This window comes from Brevibacterium sp. BRM-1 (assembly GCF_026802075.1).
Classification (GTDB): domain Bacteria; phylum Actinomycetota; class Actinomycetes; order Actinomycetales; family Brevibacteriaceae; genus Brevibacterium; species Brevibacterium rongguiense.
Genome location: NZ_CP113788.1, coordinates 1,727,486 through 1,748,959, shown reverse-complemented (window position 1 = coordinate 1,748,959; position 21,474 = coordinate 1,727,486). Strand labels below are relative to the sequence as shown.

The 21,474-nt window shown below is 74.1% G+C and carries 15 protein-coding genes; 12 read left to right on the top strand and 3 right to left on the bottom strand.

Going from position 1 to position 21,474, the window contains the following annotated elements; genetic code table 11:
• The first annotated feature begins 301 nt into the window (after nt 1-301).
• Together nth and BRM1_RS07650 are read left to right on the top strand one after the other, a co-directional pair.
• Entirely contained in the window at nt 302-1,042 is a 741-nt protein-coding gene (nth, locus tag BRM1_RS07655; protein ID WP_160952672.1) for an endonuclease III, read from the top strand.
• On the top strand, nt 1,039-1,764 hold the full coding sequence (locus BRM1_RS07650; protein ID WP_160952673.1) for an NUDIX hydrolase: 726 nt from the start codon (nt 1,039-1,041) through the stop codon (nt 1,762-1,764). Before nth ends, BRM1_RS07650 begins: the two co-directional genes overlap by 4 nt.
• Before the next feature lie 249 nt (nt 1,765-2,013).
• Here BRM1_RS07650 and BRM1_RS07645 read toward each other — a convergent pair whose 3' ends face one another.
• Together BRM1_RS07645 and acs are read right to left on the bottom strand one after the other, a co-directional pair.
• On the bottom strand, nt 2,014-2,421 hold the full coding sequence (locus BRM1_RS07645; RefSeq protein WP_160952674.1) for a phage holin family protein: 408 nt from the start codon (nt 2,419-2,421) through the stop codon (nt 2,014-2,016).
• 118 nt (nt 2,422-2,539) lie between these two features.
• A complete protein-coding gene (gene acs, locus BRM1_RS07640; protein WP_160952675.1) occupies nt 2,540-4,489 on the bottom strand; it encodes an acetate--CoA ligase in 1,950 nt (649 codons plus the stop codon).
• Between the two features lie 245 nt (nt 4,490-4,734).
• Here acs and BRM1_RS07635 point away from each other — a divergent pair, with 245 nt between their 5' ends.
• From BRM1_RS07635 to BRM1_RS07600, 8 genes are all read left to right on the top strand, one after another.
• Nucleotides 4,735-8,124, top strand: a complete 3,390-nt coding sequence (locus BRM1_RS07635) for a hypothetical protein (RefSeq protein WP_268524961.1) — start codon at nt 4,735-4,737, stop codon at nt 8,122-8,124.
• Nucleotides 8,125-8,340: 216 nt separating this feature from the next.
• Nucleotides 8,341-9,354, top strand: coding sequence for a septum site-determining protein Ssd (gene ssd, locus BRM1_RS07630; protein ID WP_202410805.1), 1,014 nt, complete (start codon nt 8,341-8,343; stop codon nt 9,352-9,354).
• Nucleotides 9,351-10,625: a TadA family conjugal transfer-associated ATPase gene (locus BRM1_RS07625; protein WP_407925004.1), complete on the top strand. Its 1,275-nt coding sequence runs from the start codon at nt 9,351-9,353 to the stop codon at nt 10,623-10,625. Before ssd ends, BRM1_RS07625 begins: the two co-directional genes overlap by 4 nt.
• Nucleotides 10,622-11,305 carry a type II secretion system F family protein gene (locus BRM1_RS07620; protein ID WP_160952677.1) on the top strand — a complete coding sequence of 228 codons (684 nt, stop codon included), beginning with the start codon at nt 10,622-10,624 and terminating at the stop codon, nt 11,303-11,305. Before BRM1_RS07625 ends, BRM1_RS07620 begins: the two co-directional genes overlap by 4 nt.
• Before the next feature lie 37 nt (nt 11,306-11,342).
• Nucleotides 11,343-12,011, top strand: a complete 669-nt coding sequence (locus tag BRM1_RS07615; protein ID WP_268524955.1) for a type II secretion system F family protein — start codon at nt 11,343-11,345, stop codon at nt 12,009-12,011.
• Between the two features lie 638 nt (nt 12,012-12,649).
• Nucleotides 12,650-12,850 carry a DUF4244 domain-containing protein gene (locus tag BRM1_RS07610; protein ID WP_268524953.1) on the top strand — a complete coding sequence of 67 codons (201 nt, stop codon included), beginning with the start codon at nt 12,650-12,652 and terminating at the stop codon, nt 12,848-12,850.
• Between the two features lie 205 nt (nt 12,851-13,055).
• Nucleotides 13,056-13,358 carry a TadE family type IV pilus minor pilin gene (locus BRM1_RS07605; RefSeq protein ID WP_235936283.1) on the top strand — a complete coding sequence of 101 codons (303 nt, stop codon included), beginning with the start codon at nt 13,056-13,058 and terminating at the stop codon, nt 13,356-13,358.
• 65 nt (nt 13,359-13,423) lie between these two features.
• On the top strand, nt 13,424-13,747 hold the full coding sequence (locus BRM1_RS07600) for an Rv3654c family TadE-like protein (protein WP_268524951.1): 324 nt from the start codon (nt 13,424-13,426) through the stop codon (nt 13,745-13,747).
• Nucleotides 13,748-13,782: 35 nt separating this feature from the next.
• On the opposite strand, the gene BRM1_RS07595 is transcribed toward BRM1_RS07600, so the two are convergent.
• Nucleotides 13,783-16,440, bottom strand: coding sequence for a DEAD/DEAH box helicase (locus tag BRM1_RS07595; protein ID WP_268524949.1), 2,658 nt, complete (start codon nt 16,438-16,440; stop codon nt 13,783-13,785).
• A 124-nt stretch (nt 16,441-16,564) separates the two neighbouring features.
• Between BRM1_RS07595 and BRM1_RS07590 the strand changes: the two genes are divergently transcribed.
• Together BRM1_RS07590 and topA are read left to right on the top strand one after the other, a co-directional pair.
• On the top strand, nt 16,565-18,469 hold the full coding sequence (locus BRM1_RS07590) for a class I SAM-dependent methyltransferase (protein ID WP_268524948.1): 1,905 nt from the start codon (nt 16,565-16,567) through the stop codon (nt 18,467-18,469).
• Between the two features lie 185 nt (nt 18,470-18,654).
• Nucleotides 18,655-21,462, top strand: coding sequence for a type I DNA topoisomerase (topA, locus tag BRM1_RS07585; protein WP_268524946.1), 2,808 nt, complete (start codon nt 18,655-18,657; stop codon nt 21,460-21,462).
• Nucleotides 21,463-21,474: the final 12 nt, after the last annotated feature.

Here is a 21,474-nt window from a genome sequence, read left to right as displayed (position 1 = left end):
TCGCGGGCAGTGAGCCCAGGCTCGCCACCCGCGAATCCACGCCGTTCGCCGCCCGCGAAACCCGCTGAGGAGGCCCGTCAGCGGTCGCGCGCCGGCACCCGGTGCACCGTCGTCGGCCCCCCGGCAGACCGGGGGCGGGCCAGGACCCACAGGACCCAGCGGTCGAAGGCCCTGCGGGATTCGTGGGCCCCTGCTGGCCCGGGCCGGGCGCCGGTGGGCACCCGCGCGCCCGTGTCGCCGGCGCAGCGCACCGCCGGTAAGGCGCGCGGGAGCCGCGGGAGCCCGGCGCTAAGGTGGGCGGGTGCGAAGCGTTGCGGAGAAGAGCGAGCGGAAGTTCGCCCACGAGACCCACCTGGGCCGGGTGCGCCGCGCCCGCCGGATCGATCGGGAGCTGGCGCGCATCTACCCGGACGCCCGCGCGGAGCTCGACTTCTCCAACGCCTTCGAGCTCCTCATCGCCACCGTCCTCTCCGCCCAGACCACGGACATCCGCGTCAACGAGGTCACCCCGGAGCTCTTCGCGGCCTACCCGGACGCCGCCGCGCTGGCCGATGCGCGCCTCGAGGACGTCGAGGCGATCATCCGCCCCACCGGCTTCTTCCGGGCCAAGGCGAAGAACATCGTGGGCCTGTCCCAGGCGCTCGTGGCCGACCACGGCGGCGAGGTGCCCGGTGAGCAGGCGGCTCTGGTCGCCCTGCCAGGGGTGGGGGTCAAGACCGCGAACGTCGTCCTGGGCAACGCCTTCGGCATCCCGGGCCTGACCATCGACACGCACGTGGGGCGACTGGCCCGGCGGCTGGGGTACACGCGTCAGACCGACCCGCTCAAGGTCGAGGCGGACCTCACCGAGCTCTTCGCCCGCCGCGACCTCACGATGGTCTCCCACCGGCTGATCTTCCACGGCCGCAGGATCTGCCACGCCAAGCGGCCGGCCTGCGGCGTCTGCCCGATATCCGCCCTGTGCCCCAGCTTCGGGATCGGCGAGCTCGATCCGGAGGCCGCCGCAGGGCTGCTGGGCTACGGCATGGCGGTGCCGCGATGAGCGCGCCCCGGCCCGCGACTCCCGGCGGGGCCGCGCCCGCAGATCCCGCCGCCGAGGCGCTGGCCGGCCTGGCGGCCTCCGGCTCCCTGGGCACGTGGCTGGAGCGCCGGCGCCCGCCGGCCGGCGCCGCGACCCGCGACGCCGCCGTGCTCATGCTCTTCGGGCGCGGACAGCCGCCGCGCACCTCGGCGGGCCGTGACGAGGTCGAGCGCCTCACGGACCTGGGCGCAGGCGACGTCGACGTCGTGCTGCTCCAGCGCGCCGCCACGCTGCGCTCGCACGCGGGCCAGGTGGCGTTCCCTGGTGGCAAGCGGGACCCGGAGGATGCCGACGCCGTGGCCGCAGCCCTGCGCGAGACCCACGAGGAGACCGGCGTCGAACCCGCCGCCATCGAGGTGCTCGGTCAGCTGGGCGCTCTCTACGTGCCCGCGAGCGGCTTCTGCGTGACGCCCGTGCTGGGCTGGGCCGGGACGGGGCACGAGGTGCGGGTCGTCGACGAGGCCGAATCCGCCTCGGTGTACCGGGTGGCGGTGGCCGACCTCGTGGCGCCCGCCAACCGCGGCACGTTCGCCGTGCCCGGCACCGGCTACGTCTCGCCCGTGTTCGACGCCGGGGTGCTGCGCGCGTGGGGCTTCACCGCGGGGCTCCTCGAGGGGGTCTTCGACGCGCTGGGCTGGGCCCGGCCCTGGGATCGCGAACGGCGCCTGGACGTGCGGTACTGACAGCGCCCGCCGGGACGCAACCAGCGCTGCCGGGGTGAAGCTGGCGCTGCCCCGTCGACCAGCGCTGCCCCGCTGACCGGCGTTGCCCCGCTGACGGCGATGCCGTCGTGACGGGGCGCACGGCGCCGAGCGGCGCGCGACAGCGAGCGGCTCGCCGCGCCGAGCGCCCGGTCGCACACACGGCGAGGGGGGCGAGGCCAACGGCCTCGCCCCCCTCGCGATGGAGCGCGTGCGGTGCTTGCGGGTGCCTCAGACGCGGGGGCCGGAGGGGTTCTTCACGGCCCGCTTGAGCGCCTCGAGCGCGGACTTGGCCCCGCCGATCGCACCGGTGGGCATGGGGTTGCCCTTCTTGAACAGCGGGATGGCGATGAGCACGAGGACCGCCGCGATGACGACGAGGATGCCGAAGACCAGCAGGAAGCTGCCCCACCAGGGCCAGCCCAGCGCCTCGTGGAAGACCGCGGAGATCGCGAAGATCACCATGAAGGAGGACAGGAAGAGCAGGAACAGGCCGGCGGCGGCAAGGCCCGCGCCGATGCCCAGGTTCTTCGCCCCGTAGGTGACCTCGGCCTTCGCGAGCGCCGCCTCCTCCTGGGCGAGTGCCTGCGAATCGGCCTTGATGTCAGCAACGAGCTGGGAGATGGACCGCTCGGGCATGTGAAAATCCTCCTGGTGAGGGCGTGCGGGGCAGTTGCGTACCTACAGATTATGCCCGACGCGGGCATCGGACCACCGAGGGCGGGGCGAAACCCCGCCCTCGGCGGCCCGCCGTGCCTCAGTCGTCCTTGCCCGCTCCCTGCTGGACGGACTGGCTGATGACGTCCATGACGGAGGCGTCCGCAAGCGTCGTGGCATCGCCCACCTGCTTGTTGTCCGCCACGTCCTTGAGCAGCCGGCGCATGATCTTGCCCGAGCGCGTCTTGGGCAGCTCGTCGACGATGTGCAGCCTCTTGGGCTTGGCGATCGCGCCGATCTCCTTGCCCACGTGCTGGCGCAGCTCCTCCACCGTCGAATCGTCTGGCTGCGCACTGCCGCGCAGGATGACGAAGGCGACGACGGACTGGCCGGAGGTCTCATCGGCGGCGCCCACGACGGCCGCCTCGGCGACCGCCGGGTGCGAGACGAGGGCGGATTCGATCTCCGCCGTGGACAGCCGGTGGCCGGAGACGTTCATGACGTCGTCCACGCGGCCCAGGAACCAGATGTCGCCGTCCTCGTCCCGGCGCGCGCCGTCGCCGGCGAAGTACATGTTCTCGAAGCGCGACCAGTAGGTCTCCTTGAACCGCTCCGGGTCCTTGTAGACGCCGCGCAGCATCGACGGCCACGGCTCCGTGACGACGAGGTAGCCCGCATCGGCGTTGCCCACGGGCTTGCCGTTGTCGTCCACGACGTCCACGCTCACGCCCGGGATGGGGCACTGGGACGAGCCGGGCTTGGTCTCCACGACGCCGGGCAGGGGGGCGATCATGTGCGCGCCGGTCTCCGTCTGCCACCAGGTGTCGACCACCGGGCAGCGGTCCCCGCCGATGACGCGGCGGTACCACATCCAGGCCTCGGGGTTGATGGGCTCGCCCACCGAGCCGAGCAGGCGCAGGCTGCTCAGGTCGTACTTCTGCGCGACCTCCTCGCCCCACTTCATGGACGTGCGGATGGCGGTGGGCGCCGCGTAGAGGATTGTCGCGCCGTACTTCTCGATGATCTCCCACCAGCGGCCCTGGTGCGGGGTGTCCGGGGTGCCCTCGTACATGACCTGGGTGACGCCGCAGGCCAGGGGGCCGTACGCCACGTAGGAGTGGCCGGTGATCCAGCCGACGTCCGCGGTGCACCAGAACACGTCTGTCTCCGGCTTGAGGTCGAAGACCGTCCGCATGGAGAACGCCACCTGCGTGAGGTAGCCGCCGGAGGTGTGGAGGATGCCCTTGGGCTTTCCGGTGGTGCCCGAGGTGTAGAGGATGAACAGCGGGTTCTCCGCCTCGAAGGCCTCCGGGGAGTGCTCGGGGGACTGGCGGCCCACGACGTCGGACCACCACTGGTCGCGGCCCTCCACCATGTCCGTGTCCTCGCCGGTGCGCTTGACGACGAGCACGTGGTCCACGGGGGTGTCGCCCGCGCTCAGCGCCTCGTCCACCGCGGGCTTGAGCGGGCTGGCCTTGCCCCGGCGGTACCCGCCGTCGGCCGTCACCACGACCCGCGCCTCGGCGTCCATGATGCGCGAGTGGAGCGCGTCGGAGGAGAAGCCGCCGAAGACCACGGAGTGCGCGGCGCCCAGGCGGGCGCAGGCGAGCATCGTGATGACCGCCTCCGGGATCATCGGCAGGTAGACGGCCACGCGGTCGCCGGCCTTGACCCCGAGCTCCGTGAGCGCATTGGCGGCCCGGCAGACCTCCTCGGTGAGCTCCTTGTAGGTGTAGGACCGCGTATCACCGGGCTCGCCCTCGAAGTGGATGGCCACGCGGTCGCCGTTGCCGGCCTCGACGTGGCGGTCCAGGCAGTTGTAGGCGACGTTGAGCGTGCCGTCGGCGAACCACTTGGCGAATGGGGGATTCGACCAGTCGAGGACCTCGGTGAAGTCCTTGTCCCAGGAGATGAGGTCGCGGGCCTGCTTCTCCCAGAATGCGAGGCGGTCCTCCTGGGCCTCCTCGTAGAGCTGGGCGGAGGCGTTCGCCTGCTGTGCGAACTCAGCGGGCGGCGCGAACGTCCGCTCCTCGTGCTGCAGGCTTTCCATGTTGTTCTGGGCCAAGGCGTCCTCCCGGCATCGTTGGTGGGAAACTCACCGGGGCAGGCGCACTCAGGGTCGCCAGCCCCGCTGTCAGCGACCCTATACCGAAACTTTCCACTCTGTAAGCGCGCCCGGCTCAGGAGATGAGATGATGGCGGGGAACGTCGCCCGCAGCCGCGCGCTCCGGGCCATGCACCCGACCACTGCCGGGGCCTTCCCAGGCGCTCGGCGAAGCGAAGGAGACTGAGCCGATGAGCACGCCGGATCCCGGACGCAATCCACATCCTCAGGGCGGGCACTCGGGTCCGCAGGCCGAGCAGGGCGGGCCGTTCGGCCCGCACGGCGGTGCCGGCCAGGAGCCGTTCGCCGCGGAACCCTACGGCCAGGGATCGCAGGGCCAGCAGGCCTACGGGCAGCCGGCGTCCGGCCAGCCGGCCCACGGTGAAGCGCAGGGCCAGCAGGCCTACGGGCACGAAGCGCGTGGGCAACAGGCCTATGGTCAGGGGCCCGCCGGACAGCAGCCCTATGGTCAGGGGCCCGATGGCCGGGATGCCCCGCGCGGTGAGTCCTCCCCGTGGGGTGCGGCGGCAGCTCAGGACGGCTTCGGCGGGCAGTCGGGCTTCGAGGGCGGCGCGACTGCCGGACAGCCCTCCTACGGCCGCCACGGACAGCCGAGCGCAGACGGGGCCCAGGACGCCCGAGGCGAGCACCGGGCCGATTTCGGCCAGCACGACTTCGGCCACCAGGATGAGGCGCCCCGGCCGGGCGGCTTCGCGCAGGGTCCCCAGCCCGGCGGCTTCGCACAGGGTCCGCAGGCCGGTGGTTTCGCGCAGGGCGCCCAGCCCGGCGGCTTCGCACAGGGTGACGGGTTCGCGCCGGCCCAGAGCTTTGGTGGAGGCACAGACCGGGGCATTGGCGACCAGCCGGGTTCGTCCGGCCGGCTCGCGGGTCAGAACAGCCCGAGTGAGCAGTTCCAGCAGCCGGGCCAGCACGATCAACACGGTCCGGACGCTCAGTTCGGCGGATTCGGCCAGGCCGAGCAGGTCGGACAGGCAGGGCAGTTCGATTCGGCGGCTCAGGTCGGTGGCGCGCAGTCCTCTCAGCAGGCGTGGGAACACGGCGGGCCCGCACCCCATCGTGACGGCGGCGCAGGAGGGCCCGAGGCGCCCCGCGCCGATGCCGCGCCCATGGGTTCCGCACCCGGGCAGTTCGGCTCCGCGGCGCAGTTCGGCGCCGGGTCGGGTCACTCCGGTTCCGCGCCGAGCGCGGTCGGCTCGGCGCCCGCCGCCTACGGCTCGGCTCCTGCCGGCTATGGTTCGGCTCCTGCCGGCTATGGCTCGGCGCCCTCGTCCTCCGGCTCGGCGCCCACCGGGGTCCCGGCCGCCCAGCCCGGCGCCGGGTCCGCGGGCCCCGGCTTCGACGGACCCGGGCCGCACGCGGGGCCGCAGGCGCGGTCCCAGGCGCTCGGCCACCCCGCCCCGGGCAAGGGCAGGCGGGGTATCCTCGGCCCGCTGACCGTGCGCGACCTGCTGCTCATTCTGGCGGGCGTCTTCGCCATCGTCGCGATGGCGACGCCCGTGCAGCGCATCTCGGTGCCGACACTCACGCTGGGCGATCCCGAGGCCACCGCCTCCGTGAGCCTGTGGGTCTGGCACTACGGGGCGCTCTACATGCTGTGGCTCGTGCTCGGCATGCTGCCCGTGCTCGCCGCGGCGGTCCTCACCGTGCTCAACAAGACGGTGGCGAGCTTCCCGCAGCGCATCGGCTCGTTCGGACCCGATCAGCTCATCTCCGCGCTGGCCGTCGTCGCAGCGGTCGCGAACGTCGTAATCTTCGCGACCACGGCGCCGCAGTTCCACGTGGGCGGCTATTTCGCGCTCGTGGGCGCGCTGCTCGCGGCCTTCGCCGGCGTCTTCACCATGATCCCGTTCCTCGGCGCCGAGTTCGCAGACCGCGCATCCGTGCCCGCCCACCCGAAGGCGGCCCCGGTCGCCAGGACCGGCACCGCGGCCGGCCAGGGGTCCCGCGGGGCCGTTGGCCATGCGGGTTCCGGACCGTCGGGCCCGCAGCAGGGCGGACCGGCATTCGGAGCGGCCCAGCCCGGTTTCGGTCAGTCCGAGGCCCACGCCGCTTCCCCCGCGGCTCAGACCGCCTCGCCCACGGCGGGAGCCGAGCCGGGTTACGGCGCGGACCGCTCGCACGATGCTGGGTTCGCCCAGTCCGCGCCCGCCGCCTCGCAGGGCGCTGAGCACCACCGGGACCAGCACCTGGGCCACGGTGCGCCCCAGGGCCCCGACCATCGGTCCGGTGAGGCCCGCGGTTTCCAGACCGGTGAGGCTCCTGGCTTCCAGCCCGAGCAGCAGAACACCGGGCCCGGATCCACCGGTTCCCACGCCTACGGCGCGGCCGCTTCCGGTGATGATGCGAACGGCGCCGCATCGTGGCAGGACGGCACCCACCGGGAAGCCGGCCGCTCGGAGTCCGGCGAGCGCCACGAGGCGCGGGGCGACTCGCCGTTCGCCTCGGGCTCCGGTCAGTTGGGCCCCGATGCCCAGGACGACGGCTCCCGCACCGACTCCCAGCACGACGCGCCCGAGCCCTTCGCCCAGCCCGAGCGCGCGGGCGAGGGCAGCGCCGGTCACGGCCTCGGCGATCCGGCCTCCGCGCAGGCCGATGCCGCTGGCGAGCCCCTGCCCCGCACCGAGTGGGCAGTGGGCGGGGCCGCCGCCGGCGCCGGTGTCGCGGGTGCCGCAGTGGGCTCGGCGTTCGCAGGCCCGGCCGAGGACCCCGATGCGACTCAGATCGCCCCGGCAATCCAGGACGGGTCAGACGATCCCGAAGCGACTCAGGCGGCGCCGGCTGCGGCCGAGGACTCGGACCGACCGACCGGTGAGCGTCCGCAGGACGACGGGCAGGACGACACCCAGGCGCTCAGCGATTCCGTCTTCGGCTTCCGCGAGGATGAGGTGGACGAGCAGCAGGTCTCCAGCGAGGAGCAGACGTACCTGGGCCGGCACAGCGCGCAGTCCCCCCGCTTCGCCCAGAACGAGCCCACGCAGTCGTTCCCGGCGGCGGGCGGTGCGTTCGGCTCCGCCTCGCAGCAGGCGGACGGTGGGGCCGCCGGCTGGGCGGGCCAGTCCGACTCCGCGCCGAGCCCGGCGCAGGACGGTGGGGGTGCGCAGCAGCCGGGGCAGCAGTCCGCCGCCGGTGGTGCACAGGCGACCGGGGAGAACCCGATGCGCGGGCGCCACGCCGCCGCGGACCGGGAGACGGCCGATCCGCACGAGCCCACGCAGCTCTTCCCGGCGTTTGGCTCGCAGGATTCACAGGCGGCGGAGCAGGGTTCGCGGCCGGAAGAGCAGGACTCACGGCCGGGGGCGCAGGATCGGTCCGCGCCGCAGGCCCAGAACGGGCCCGCGGAGGAGCCGCAGGCTCCGCGCCTGGACGCCTCGCAGGCGTTCTGGTTCGCCGTGCCGGAGTCCCGCCAGGCCGTTGACCCTCAGACCGGACAGCCGGTCTTCACGGTCACCACCGGCGAGTGGTTCCTGGCCCTGGCCGACCACGGCAACGCGTTTACGGTGCGCGACGCGGGCGGCCAGGAGGCAGTCCTGTTCAACATCGAGGGCATCCAGCGAGGCTGAGCCCGCACGGCCCCGCGGAGCAGCGGCCCGGCACCCCGGTCAGCACCGGGGTGCCGGGCCGCTGCCGTGTTCTGCCGCGCACCGGTGCCGGCGTCGGTGCCGCTGGGTCACAGGCGCACGCCCGCGAAGGTCACACCACCCGTGCCCTGCCGCGCTTCGTCCACAGGCAGTCCGCGCGGCGGTCGCGAGCCGCCCCGGCGGTGGTGGGGTGGGCGCATGTCGCGCATCGTCGTCCTCACCCAGCTGGCCAGCCTCGCCGAGCACTGTGCGGCACTGGCCGAGGGGATCGGCGTGCCGCTCGACGTGCGCGAACCGGGCGCCGGGGGCTGGCAGGACGCCGTGCTGGTCCTCGTGGGGGAGGACGTGGCACAGGCACCCACGACGGTGGGCGTGCCCACCGTCCTCATCGCCGCCGCCGATGATGCCGGTGCGGTCTGGGCGCACGCCGCCCGGCTGGGCGTCGACACGGTGGCGGTGCTGCCCGCCGGCGCGGAATGGCTGACCCAGCGGATGATCCAGGCCGTCGAGCCCCCGGGCACTCCGGCCAGCACGTGCGGCGTCGTCGCAGGCTCCGGGGGCGCCGGCGCCTCCGTCCTGGCGTGCGCCCTGGCCCGCCACGCCGCGGCTCAGGGGATCTCCACGGTGCTCCTCGACGCCGATCCCCTGGGGGGCGGGCTCGACCTGGTGCTCGGCTGCGAATCCGCGCAGGGCCTGCGCTGGCCCGCGCTCGCCGCCTCCCGGGGGCGGCTGCGCCCCTCGACGCTGCTCAACGCCCTGCCGCGGGCCGGTGACCTCGCGATCCTCTCGTGGGACCGCGAGGGGCGCGAGGAATTGGACGAGGAGGTCTTCGATGCCGTCCTCGCCGCAGCCCAGCAGGCCTTCGAATTCGTCGTCGTCGACGTGCCGCGGCACGCCTCGGCCGCCCGCGCCAGGGCCTGCCACCATGTCGCCCTCGTGACCCCCGCGCGCGTGCGCGCCGCCGTGGCCGCCGCCCGCGTGGCTCGCAGCCTCGAGGCCGTGAACTCGTCGCTGGGCCTCGTGGTGCGCGAAACCGGCCGCTCCGCCCTCGACCCCGAACTGCTCGCCCAGACCATCGGCATCGAACTGGTGGGCATGCTGCGCGACGACGCGGCGCTCGCCGAGCAGGTCGATCGCGGCGAGGGCATTCCGAGCGGGCGCACGCACGTGGGCCGATTCGCCGAGGAGCTGCTCGAGCGGGTGGGGCCGTGAGCACCGCGGGGCTGGGAACGCGGCGCTTCGGGGAGAGGGGGCTCGGCCCGCAGAGTGTCGGGCGCCAGTCCCCGGAGACGCAGGCGGCGGGGGCACCGGGCGCGGGCACCGCCGGTGGGCCGTGGCTGGACGCCGCCCTCGTGGCCGAGGTGCGCGGCCACCTGCTGGAGAACCCCGGCCCCGTGACGACCTCCGCGGTCGCGGCGGCCCTTCAGCGCAGCGGTCGCGTGCTGGGATCGGCCGCGCTCCTCGAGCTCGTCAAGCGGATCTCCGCCCAGCTCGCCGGGGCCGGGCCCCTCCAGCCGCTGCTCGACGCCCCGGGCGCCACCGATCTCTTCGTCAACGGACCCAGGGAGATCTGGACCGACCGGGGGCGGGGGATCGAGCCGGTGGACATCTCGTTGGGCACCGAGGCAGATGTGCGCGCGCTCGCGGTGCGCCTGGCGGCCCTGGGCGGGCGGCGGCTGGACGATTCCCAGCCGCTCGTCGACGTGCGCCTGCCTGACGGGGTGCGCCTCAACGCGGTGCTGCCGCCCCTGTCCGGGGAGCACACGGTCATGTCCTTCCGCGTGCCGCGCACCCGCGGCTTCCGCATGGAGGAGCTTGTCACCGGGGGCTTCATCACGCCGGCGGTCGCGGACCTGCTGCTGCGGGTCCTCCGGGCCCGGGCGAACTTCCTCATCTCCGGGGGCACCGGCTCGGGCAAGACCGTCCTCCTGGGGGCGCTGCTGGCAGAGGTCGACGACGCCCAGCGCCTGCTCATCGTCGAGGACTCCCGTGAGCTGCGCGTCGACCACCCCCACGTCGTCCAGCTGGCCGCACGCCAGACCAACATCGAGGGCGCCGGTGAGGTGTCCATGGCCGACCTCGTCCGCAACGCGCTGCGCATGCGGCCCGACCGGCTGGTAGTGGGCGAGTGCCGCGGAGCCGAGGTGCGCGACATGCTCACGGCCCTCAACACCGGACACGAGGGCGGCTGCGCCACCGTCCACGCCAACACCGCGGAATCCGTCCCCGCCCGCCTCGAGGCCCTCGGCGCTCTTGCCGGCATGTCCCCGGCGGCCGTCCACTCGCAGCTGGCCACGGCCATCGACGTGGTCATCCACGTGCGCAGGCACTCCGGTACCCGCGAGGTGTGCCAGGTCTGCCTGCCCGCGGTCTCTGCGAGCGGGCCCAGTGTCGCCCAGGTGTGGAGCGCGGAGGCCGGCTTCAGTGCGGAGAACCGCGCGCGGCTGGATGCGCTGCTGAGCACTCGGGCGGGGACGCCGTGAGCGCCCTCGCCCTGCTGGCGGGCTTGTTCGCGGGTGTGGGCTGGTGGGCGCTCACATGGTCCCCGGCAGCGCGGCGCCTGCGCGCCCTGAGCGCGGACCGGGCCCCGGATCGCAGGCGCATCCGTCGCCGAGCCGCAGACACGGGCCTCGAGGCGGTGGCAGCCGTGGACCGCTCCGTCGAACTCCTGCGGGCCGGGATCCCACCGGCCGGCGTCATGCAGCACCTGGCGGCCCTGCCCGGCGACGCGCGGCTCACGGAGGCGCTGGCGCGCAGCGGGCGCTCCCTGGAGCTGGGAGATTCGCCCCACACCGCGATCCGGCGCCACCTCGGTGGCGTGGATGCGGAGGCCGCCGAGGTGCTCGACGGCATGGCCGCCGTCTGGCACGTCGCGGAGACGGCCGGAGCGCCGGCCGCGGACATGCTCGCCCGTTATGCCGGGACCTGCCGCGAGCGCGCCGATTCCGCGCGCGAGCGCGCCGTTGCGCTCGCCGGTCCCGCGTCCACCGTGCGCGTGCTCACGTGGCTGCCGCTGCTCTCGCTGGGGCTGGCCATGCTCATCGGGGCCAACCCCGTGCGCCTGCTCGGCAGCGCACCGGGGCTCGTCTCCCTGTTGGGAGGCACCGCGCTGCTGCTGGCGGGCAGGGCGTGGATGCGCATCATGCTCCGCCGGGCGCAGTAGCACCGCTGCGTGCCGCAGGGAGTGGGAGGAGACTGCCATGCTGGTGTCGATCATCGCGGGAGGGCTCACCGGGCTTGCCGTGTGGCTGCTTGTCGCCGAGCCCTCGGGCCGCCTGCGCACCCTGCTGGGCAGAGCGGGCGAGCCCGCTTCGCCTGGCGCACGGCTGGGGCGCTCACGGCCGTCGTCCGCCGGCGCTGCGGCCCCGGGCCCCGCGCGGCGGGGGCACCGGGCGCGCGGAGCGCGCGCAAGCGACATCGACCTGCTCGCCTTCGACCTGGACCTCGCCGCGATCTGCCTGCAGGCGGGACTGCCCACGGAGCGTGCCCTCGAGCTCGCGGCGCAGGCGGGCGGCGATCGCGGCGGGCTGGGCAGGCTGGGCCGAGCGCTTGAGCTGGGCGGCGAGGACCCCGCCGACAGCGCCGAACGCGGCCGGGACGGCCCCTCGGCCACCGCCGAGGCGCTCGAGTCCGTTGCCGCGCTCATCGGCTTCTCGCGGGCCACAGGCGTCTCGCTGGCGCCGCTGCTGCGCGGATTGGCCTCCGATCTGCGGCGCACCGAGCACCGGCGCCGCCAGCTCGCCGCGGCCCGGCTGGGCGTGCAACTCGTCATCCCGCTGGGCGTGTGCATCCTGCCCGCCTTCATCCTCCTGGGCGTGGTGCCCGTGCTGCTCACCCTCGTGTCCGACATGGCGGGCCTGTTCCGATGAGCACCCGGTCACCGCACCCGCGCTGGGCGGGCCACCGCGCGAAGGTCACCGCTGCCGGTCACCGGCGCACCGGGGTCTGTGGATTGGGGCCACAGGGTCCACAGGATCCGCCGGCACCGCCCGCTGTGCCTCCGGCCGCGGCAGGCTCGGGGCATTCCCGCGGCGGCGGGTGCGGCCGGATCGGAAACTCAACCGACTCGGAACCGGACCGGACCGAACGGACGGGACCGGACGGATGGGCCGGGACCGGACCGGACGGACGGGACCAGAACCGGATCGGACGGAACCGGACGGGCGGGACCAGGACCGGACCGGGACCGGGACCGGACCGGGACCGGACCCGACGGACGGGACCGGACAGAACCGGAACGCGGTCAGTCCACGGTCGGCCTGGGGCCGGCCCACGGTGACCCGGTAGGGCACCGGCGCACCCGGGCCCGGGAATGCACCGCAGCACCACCCCCGGAGACGGTCTCCGGACCTCCGCTTCCGGCAATGACGCCGGGGCGGCGGTAGCAGCGACGAAGGAGAAGGCAATGGATACGAACACCGCAGAAACCGCGGGCACACCTGGTGCACCCGGTACACAGGTCACGGCAGCCGGCACAGGGGACGGAGACTGCGGGCAGGGCGCACTCGTGTGCGCTCGCAGCGGCCGGACCAGGCGCGGGCAGCTCGTGCGGTGGCACTGCGATCGCGGTGCCACAACCGCGGAGTACGCGATCACGACGCTGGCGGCCTGCGGGTTCGCCGCGCTGCTCGTCGTCATCCTCAAATCCGACGCGGTGCGCCAGCTCATCACCAAGGTGATCTCCACGGCGCTCGGCATGGGGCAGTGATGGCGGCCCACGACGGCGCCCCGCCCACCGGTGCCGCCCTCCCCCTGGGCACCGGTGCGCGGCGATGAGCAGGGCCCCCGCTCCCGCGGCCCGCCGCTCACGGTGGCGGCGCAGCCGGGTGTGTGCGCTCCCTGCCGCCGAACCCGGCGCCCGGGGCCGCACGCGCCTGCGCTGTGAGCGGGGCGCCGCCACGGCGGAGTTCGCCATGATGATGCCGGCACTCGTTGTCCTCATCCTGGTGGTCGTGGGGGCGGGAGCGATCGGGCTGACGCAGCTGCGGGCCTATGATGCGGCCCGAGCGGGGGCGCGTGAGGCGGCCCGGGGCGAACCCGCCCGCGATGTCGAGCAGGCGGCGCACAAGCGCGCGGGCTCGGCGGCGCGGGTCGAGATCTCGACGGCCGGCGAGTACACGGCCGTCAGCGTCGAGATCGGCTTGCCCGCTTCCCTCCGCTTCGTCATGCGCACGGTCAGCGCCCGGGCCGAGGCGCGCACCGAGGGGGCGGGATGAGCACCGGCGGCCCGCTGCGGTGCCGCCAGAGGCGGGGTGGCGGTGAGCGGGGTTCGACCACCGTGGTGGGGGTCGGGCTCATGGTCGGGGCCCTCGTGTTGGTGCTGGGGGTGGGCGTGGCCGGGCGCGCCTTCTTCGTCCATGCCCGCGCCGATGGCACGGCCGACCTCGCCGCGCTCGCCGCCGCCGACGCCGTGCGCGCCACCGCACCCGGTGAGCCCTGCGAGGTCGCCGCAGACCTGGTCAAGCGCCGTGGGCTCGCCCTGCGCGAGTGCATCGCGCGCGCTGATCTGGGCACCGTCAAGGTCGTGGTGGAGGCGAAGCCACCGGCCCCGCTGCCCGCTCTACGCGCCACGGCCGTGGCCGGCGGGCCGGAACCGGCGCCGTGAGCCACGCGGCCCGCTGCGGCGCCTGCGCCCGCGGCTCAGGCCAGCAGCGCGCGCAGCAGGCGCTGGGCCGCGTCCTTCTCCAGCGGCTCGTTGCCGTTGCCGCACTTGGGCGACTGCACGCACGCGGGGCAACCCGCCGCGCAACCACAGGAGGCAATGGCCTCGAGGGTGGCGCGCTGCCACTCGTCGAAGACGGCATAGCCGCGCTCGGCGAAGCCCGCCCCGCCGGCCTGGCCGTCGTAGACGAAGACCGTGGCGACGCCGGTGTCGGCGTGCACCGCGGTGGACACGCCGCCGATGTCCCAGCGGTCGCAGCCGGCGAACAGGGGCAGCAGGCCGATCGAGGCGTGCTCGGCGGCATGCACGGCACCGGGCACATCGGCCCGCCCCACACCCGCGGCCTCGAGGACGTCCGCGGGCGCGGTCCACCACACCGCCTGGGTGCGCAGCGTGCGCGCGGGCAGCTCCAGCGGGTACTCGCCCAGGCGCACCCCGCTGCCCTTCTGGCGCATCGCGTACGCCACGACCTGGTCCGTCACCTCGACCGTGCCGGTGTGCACCCGCCCACCGGAGGGCAGGCCGCGCGAGGTGTCCGTGGACTCGATGCGGATCTCCTTGACCGCCCGCGCCTGGGTCGTGTAGTCGACGGCCTTGCGCTCGACCATCGCGAGCCGGGCCTCGAGGTCGAGCTCGCTGACGACGTAGGAGATCCCCTGGTGCAGGTACACCGCCCCCGGATGGATCTGCATGTGCGCCCCGGCATCGTCGATGGTGCCGAGCAGCGTGCCCGTGGCCTGCTCGACGATGCGCACCTGCGCCTCGCCGTCGCCGCGGATGTCCGTGAGCGCGGCGGCCGATTCGCCCTTCGCCCAGTACCAGCCGTGGGGGCGGCGGCGCAGCATCCTCGCGGCCGTGAGCGACTCGACGACGGAGGCGGCGGTGGGTCCGAACCGGGCGAGATCGGCCTCGGTGAGGGGCGCCTCGGCGGCGGCGGCGCACAGGTGGCCGCCCAGCACGTACGGATTGGAGGGATCGATGACCCCGGCGTCCACGGGCGCCCCGAAGACGGACTCGGGATGGTGGACCACGAAGGTGTCCAGCGGATCGTCGCGGGCGATGAGCACCGCGATCCACGGCCGGCCCGCGCGCCCGGCACGGCCGGCCTGCTGCCACAGCGAGGCCAGCGTGCCCGGCCAGCCCAGCATGACAACCGAGTCGAGCCCGGCGATGTCGATGCCGAGCTCCAGCGCGTTCGTCGAGGCGACCGTGCGCAGTTTCCCGCTGCGCAGGCCGGTCTCGAGCAGGCGCCGCTCCTCCGGCAGGTAGCCGCCCCGGTAGGCGGCGATCGACTTCCTCAGCTCCGGTTCGACCTCCGCGACGTTGTCGCGCACGGCATCGGCGAGCGCCTCGGCGCCACGGCGGGAGGCGATGAACGCGATCGAGCGGTAGCCCGCGCAGGTGGTGTCGGCCAGGATGTCCGCGGCCTCGCTGATCGTGGAGCGGCGCGCCGGGGCCAACCCATTGGCATCGGCAACGGCTCCCGCCTCTCCCTGTTGGCCGGGGGCGTCTCCGCCCTCACGCCCTGCGGCACCACCCCCTGCAGCGCCGACCCCTGCAGCGCCGCCCTCTGTCTCGCCACCCGTCGCACCACTCGTCGCGTCAACGCCTGCGGGGGCGGGGGCCACCAGCGCGGAGTCGCCGAAGGGATCGGGCGCGACGCCCAGGGCGGTCAGCGCGCTGTCGGCCCACGGATCGGCCTGCGCGTCGGCGAGCAGGGCGCGCGCCGCCTCGGCGCCGGCGCCCGCACCGCCCGCACCGGGCCGCCCGTCGACCGGTCCGCTCGTGTCACCCGGGGCATCTGCCGCGTCGAGCGCGCCCGGCTCCGAACCGGGCAGCGGCGGGGGCTCCCACAGGAGGAACCGGCCCGGGGCGCGCGGCGAGGTGTCCTGGGTGATCGCGGTCGCGGGCCGCCCGGTGAAGCGCGCGAACGCCGCGGCGGGGTCGGCCATAGTCGCCGAGGCCCCGATGACGACCGGCTGCGCCCCGTAGTGCTCGGCCACGCGCAGCAGTCGGCGCACGATGAGCGCCACGTGCGAGCCGAACACGCCCCGGTAGCGGTGCGCCTCGTCGACGACGATGTAGCGCAGGGACTTCAGCCAGCGGGAGAACCGCGGATGGCCGGGCAGGATGCCGCGGTGGAGCATGTCCGGATTCGTGAAGACGAGGTTCGCGTGCTGGCGCGCCCAGTCCTTGTCCGCCTTCGAGGTGTCGCCGTCGTAGCTGCCCGGCCGCAGTCCGCGCAGGGGCAGGGCGCGGACCTTGCCGAACTGGTCATGGGCCAGCGCCTTCGTGGGCGAGAGGTACAGTGCGGTGGCCTGCCTGCTCGGGACCTCCTCGCGGGTGGTCGCGATCGCGTGGAGGATGGGCAGCAGGAAGCCCAGCGACTTCCCCGAGGCGGTGCCGGTGGACAGGATGACGTCCTCGCCGGTGTGCGCGGCATCGGCGGCGGCCGCCTGATGCACCCACGGGGCGTCGACCCCGGTGGCGCGCAGGGCCTCGACGACGTCCGGGCTCAGCCAGGCGGGCCACGGTGCGTGCTCCCCGGGCCGGCCGGGGATGTCCTCGACGTGGGTGATGCGATCGGCGCGCTGGCCGTAGCCGGAGAGCAGGTCGAACAGCGCGGAATCGGACATGGACTCCATTGTCCCACCCGGGCCCGGTGCGCGGCGGCCTCGCGAGTGCGCTGTGAGCAGACAGCCGGCTGGCCGGCTCGCCGGCTCGCCGCGCCTGTGGGCGGTCACCCGTAGGCTGAGTGCCGTGAGCGCACAGAACATCCCCGCCGGCCTGCCCCGCCTGGCCCCCGAGCACCTGACCGCCCTGCGCGAGGCGCTCGTGGACGCCGGTTTCTCCGAGTCCGGCCTGCGCGAGCTGTGGGGCGAGGCCGCCGATGCGGCCCTGGCCCGCAACGACGCCGCCCCGGCCCGCTGGGCGCTGCGCCGCTGCGCACCCCCGGCGGCTCGGTCCGCCGATGCCGGTGCATCTGCGGCGGCTCAGCCCACCGCCGGTGCCGCGCGGCTCCCGGCCGCCGAGCCCGCTGCCCGTGCCGCGCAGTCCCCAGCCGACGAGCCCAGCGCCGGTGCCGCACAGCCCGCGGACGCGCTGGCAGTCCTCGCCCGCCTCTTCGTCCTCGCCGAACCCGTGGCGCAGGCCGAGCTCACCGCCGCCCTGGGTGCCGAGCTGACCGCCGCGCTCGAGGCCGGTGGGCTGCTGCGCACCGCTCCCGGCCCGGGTGCGGAGCCAACCGTCAACCCGCACACGGATGCCCCGAACACGGGCTTTCCGAACACGGACGACCCGAGCGCTGACGCCCCAACCACCGGTGCCCCGCACACGGGCGCCCCGGCCCACCTCGGTGAGCAGAAGGACACGGACCCTGCCCACACCTCGGCGGCCCCCGGCGTGCGGACCGCCGGAGAGGGGCGCCTGCTCGCCTCGACCCTCGAGCTGCGCCCCTTCGACATCCCGGTGGGCGTGCCGCGCGGCTTCCGGCCGGGTGACGGCACCGTCTTCCTCCTCTCCGACCACGGCACCCTCAACAGCCCGGACCCCGTCGCCGGGGACTTCGTGCTGGGCCTGGGCGGGGCGGGTCGGACCCTCGCGGTGATCACGCCGCGCGCCCGGACGGGCGTCGCCGCAGACCTCGGGTGCGGGTGTGGCATCCAGGCCCTGCTGCTGGCCCGCCACTGCGGCCACGTCATCGCCACGGACGTCTCCGAGCGCGCGCTCGCCCTCACCGGCCTCAACGCCGAGCTCAACGGCGCGGCCAACATCGAGACCCGCCTGGGCTCCCTCTTCGACCCCATCGAGGAGGCCGTCGACCTGCTCGTGTCCAACCCGCCCTTCGTCATCACCCCGCAGGGCGCCACGGCCGCCCTTTCCTACCGCGACGGCGGGATGTCCGGTGACGCGCTCGTCCGCGCCCTCGTCGCCGGCGCGCCCGAGGTGCTGGGGCCCGACGGGCACGCCTGCTTCCTCCTCAACTGGGAAGTCGGAAGCTCGGAGCTCGGTGGAGTTCGGAGCACCCCGGAGGCGTGGGCGGCGGATCCGCACACCTCGGCCATGGTCATCGAGCGCGAGCGGGTGGACCCGGCCCGCTACGCGGAGACCTGGATCCGCGACGGGGGCGTGGCCCGCGCCTCGGCGCGCTGGGAGGCGGACACCGCCGCCTGGCTCGATGACTTCGCCGCGCGCGGCGTCACCGCAATCGCGTTCGGCTGGATGCGCCTGCACCGCGTTGACGCAGCGCCGCCGGCCCGCAACCATACGGTGGCCGGCGGCACCGGCGACAACCCCGCCGGTCTCGCCGCGCACCTCGATACCCGGCTCGCGCTGCTCGAGTGGCTGGCCGGCGCATCCGACGCCGAGGTGGCCGCCGCCTCGTTCGTGCGCGCCGGTGACGTCGTGGAGGTCCGCCGGTTCGTGCCCGGCGAGGAAGCACCGGCCCACCTCGCGCTCGAGCAGGGCGCGGGCCTCGCCCAGTCGTTTGCCGCCGATGCCGCGCTCGCGGGCTTCCTCGGCGTGGCCGATGGGACGCTGACCTTGGACGCGACCGCCCAAGCACTCGCCGAGCTGCTCGGTGCGGACCCCGCCGCGCTGCGCGCCCAGCTCATCGCCCAGGTCCGGGAGCTCGTGCCGGCCGGCTTCGCCTATCCCCAGGCCTGACCGGCCGCGCCGCGGTCCTGTGAGAGCATGTGCCCACGAGCCGCGTCCGGACCGGGTGCTAGATTCTCAAGGAGCCCGCACCGGGATGAGCGCTCGTGACCGGCAGCGCGCCGCGGCCAGCCCCGCGCCGCGCGCCCGGTGCCCGCACATCCCCGGATGGGCACGCAATCGTCGAAAGGAACGCAGTGGCATCGTCTGCTGGCACCCCCCGCCGCCTCGTCATCGTGGAGTCGCCCACGAAGGCGCGCACGATCGTCGGCTACCTGGGCGATGACTACGACGTCGAGGCCTCGGTGGGCCACATCCGCGACCTGCCCACCCCCTCCGAGCTGCCCGCGGACATGAAGAAGGGCCCGTTCGGCAAGTTCGCCGTCGACGTGGACAACGGTTTCGAGCCCTACTACCGGATCGACCCCGGCAAGAAGAAGAAGGTCGCGGAGCTGCGCAAGCTGCTCAAGGACGCCGACGAGCTCTACCTCGCCACCGATGAGGACCGCGAGGGCGAGGCCATCGCGTGGCACCTCCAGCAGGTGCTCAAGCCCAAGATCCCCGTCAAGCGGATGGTCTTCCACGAGATCACCCCGGAGGCGATCGCCCGCGCCCTGGAAAACACCCGCGAGCTCGACATCGACCTGGTCGACGCCCAGGAGACCCGCCGCATCCTCGACCGGCTCTACGGTTACGAGGTCTCGCCCGTGCTGTGGCGCAAGGTGCGCGCCGGCCTGTCCGCCGGGCGCGTGCAGTCCGTGGCCACCCGCCTCGTCGTCGAGCGCGAGCGCGAGCGCATGGCGTTCGTCTCCGCCGACTACTGGGACCTCGACCTCGCGCTCGCCGTGCCCGGGGGAGCGGGCAGCTTCGCCGCCCGCCTCGCAAGCTACCACGGCACGCGCGTGGCCTCCGGCCGCGACTTCGACGACCGCGGCCAGCTGAAGAAGGGCTCCGACGTCGTCGTCCTCGACGAGGCCACGGCGACGAGCCTGGCCAACCAGCTCAACACCTCGGCGAAGGACTCGCTCGAGGTCACGGGCCTCGAGACGAAGCCGTACTCGCGCCGGCCCGCGGCCCCCTTCACCACCTCGACGCTCCAGCAGGAGGCCGGGCGCAAGCTGCGCATGAGCTCGCGCCAGGCGATGCGGGTGGCGCAGTCGCTCTACGAGAATGGCTACATCACCTACATGCGCACCGACTCGCCGGCGCTGTCGTCGCAGGCGATCGGGGCGGCGCGCGCGCAGATCTCCGAGCTCTACGGGCCCGAGTACGTGCCGAGCTCGCCGCGCATGTACTCCTCGAAGCAGAAGTCCGCGCAGGAGGCCCACGAGGCGATCCGGCCATCGGGCGATTCGTTCCGCACGCCGGCCCAGGTGTCCTCCCAGCTGCGCGGGGACGAGTACAAGCTCTACGACCTCATCTGGAAGCGCACCGTCGCCTCCCAGATGGCCGATGCCAAGGGCAGCACCGCGACCATGCGCATCACTGCGGACCTGGGCGAGGGCAAGGACGCGGGCTTCACCGCCTCGGGCACCGTCATCACGTTCCGCGGATTCCTGGCCGCCTACGAGGAGGGCCGCGACGCCGAGCGTTACGACAGCGGCTCCGACGAGTCGCGCCTGCCCGACGTCAAGGAGGGCCAGCCCCTCACCGTCGCCTCCGCGGAGGCCGACGGCCACGTCACCTCCCCGCCGCCGCGCTTCACCGAGGCCAGCCTCGTCAAGCGGCTCGAGGAGCTGGGCATCGGCCGCCCGTCGACGTACGCGGCGATCATCTCGACCATCCAGGACCGCGGCTACGTGACCAACCGCGGCTCGGCACTCGTGCCCAGCTGGCTGGCGTTCTCCGTGGTCAGGCTGCTCGAGGAGCACTTCGGCTCGCTCGTGGACTACCAGTTCACCGCGGGGCTCGAGGGCGACCTCGACCAGATCGCAGGCGGCTCCCTGGGCCGCACCGACTGGCTCAACGGCTTCTACTTCGGCGGTGAGGGCGGCACCGGCCTCAAGCCCACCGTGGACGACCTGGGCGAGATCGACGCCCGCGAGGTCAACACGATCCGGATCGCCGACGGCATCGACCTGCGCGTGGGCCGCTTCGGGCCCTACCTCGAGGTCGCAGGCGCCGAGGGGGAGGACCCCAAGCGCGTGTCCGTGCCAGAGGACCTTGCCCCGGACGAGCTGACCGCGGACAAGGCCCGCGAGCTCATCGAGAGCCAGGGCGACGGCGACCGCGAACTCGGGACGGACCCGGAGTCCGGCCACACGATCGTCGCGAAGACGGGCCGGTTCGGCCCCTACGTCACCGAGGTGCTGCCCGAGGACGAGGCAAAGCCCACCCGCGGCAAGGCCAAGCCCAAGCCGCGCACCGGTTCGCTGCTGAAGTCGATGGACCTCGCCACGGTCACGCTCGAGGACGCCCTCAAGCTGCTCAACCTCCCCCGCGAGGTGGGCACCTCGGAGGACGGCACCGTCATCACCGCGCAGAACGGCCGCTACGGCCCGTATCTGAAGAAGGGCACGGACTCGCGCTCGCTGGAGACCGAGGACCAGATCTTCACGATCACGCTCGAAGAGGCGGAGAAGATCTACGCCCAGCCCAAGCAGCGCGGGCGGCGCGCGGCCACCCCGCCGCTCAAGGAGCTGGGGGAGGACCCGCAGTCGAAGAAGCCGGTCGTCGTCAAGGACGGCAGGTTCGGGCCCTACGTCACGGACGGCGAGACGAACGCCACCCTGCGCAAGGACGACGACGTCGAGACCCTCACGCCCGCCCGCGGGTTCGAGCTGCTCGCGGAGAAGCGCGCGAAGGGCCCGGCGAAGAAGAAGCCGGCGGCGAAGAAGGCCCCGGCCAAGAAGGCTCCCGCGAAGAAGACGACGGCCGCGAAGACCACTGCCGCCAAGACCACTGCCGCCAAGAAGACGACGGCAGCGAAGAAGACGACGGCTGGAAAGACGACGACGGCTGGAAAGACGACGGCTGCGAAGAAGGCTGGTCCGAAGACCCCGTGAGGGCGGGCGGCC

Excerpts from the sequence above, each read along its gene's own strand:
- ssd (WP_202410805.1), top strand. The coding sequence starts at position 8,341 with ATGTCGCGCATCGTCGTCCTCACCCAGCTGGCCAGCCTCGCCGAGCAC.
- BRM1_RS07650 (WP_160952673.1), top strand. The coding sequence starts at position 1,039 with ATGAGCGCGCCCCGGCCCGCGACTCCCGGCGGGGCCGCGCCCGCAGAT.
- BRM1_RS07645 (WP_160952674.1), bottom strand. The coding sequence starts at position 2,421 with ATGCCCGAGCGGTCCATCTCCCAGCTCGTTGCTGACATCAAGGCCGAT.
- BRM1_RS07615 (WP_268524955.1), top strand. The coding sequence starts at position 11,343 with ATGCTGGTGTCGATCATCGCGGGAGGGCTCACCGGGCTTGCCGTGTGG.
- BRM1_RS07595 (WP_268524949.1), bottom strand. The coding sequence starts at position 16,440 with ATGTCCGATTCCGCGCTGTTCGACCTGCTCTCCGGCTACGGCCAGCGC.
- acs (WP_160952675.1), bottom strand. The coding sequence starts at position 4,489 with ATGGAAAGCCTGCAGCACGAGGAGCGGACGTTCGCGCCGCCCGCTGAG.
- BRM1_RS07605 (WP_235936283.1), top strand. The coding sequence starts at position 13,056 with ATGATGATGCCGGCACTCGTTGTCCTCATCCTGGTGGTCGTGGGGGCG.
- BRM1_RS07635 (WP_268524961.1), top strand. The coding sequence starts at position 4,735 with ATGAGCACGCCGGATCCCGGACGCAATCCACATCCTCAGGGCGGGCAC.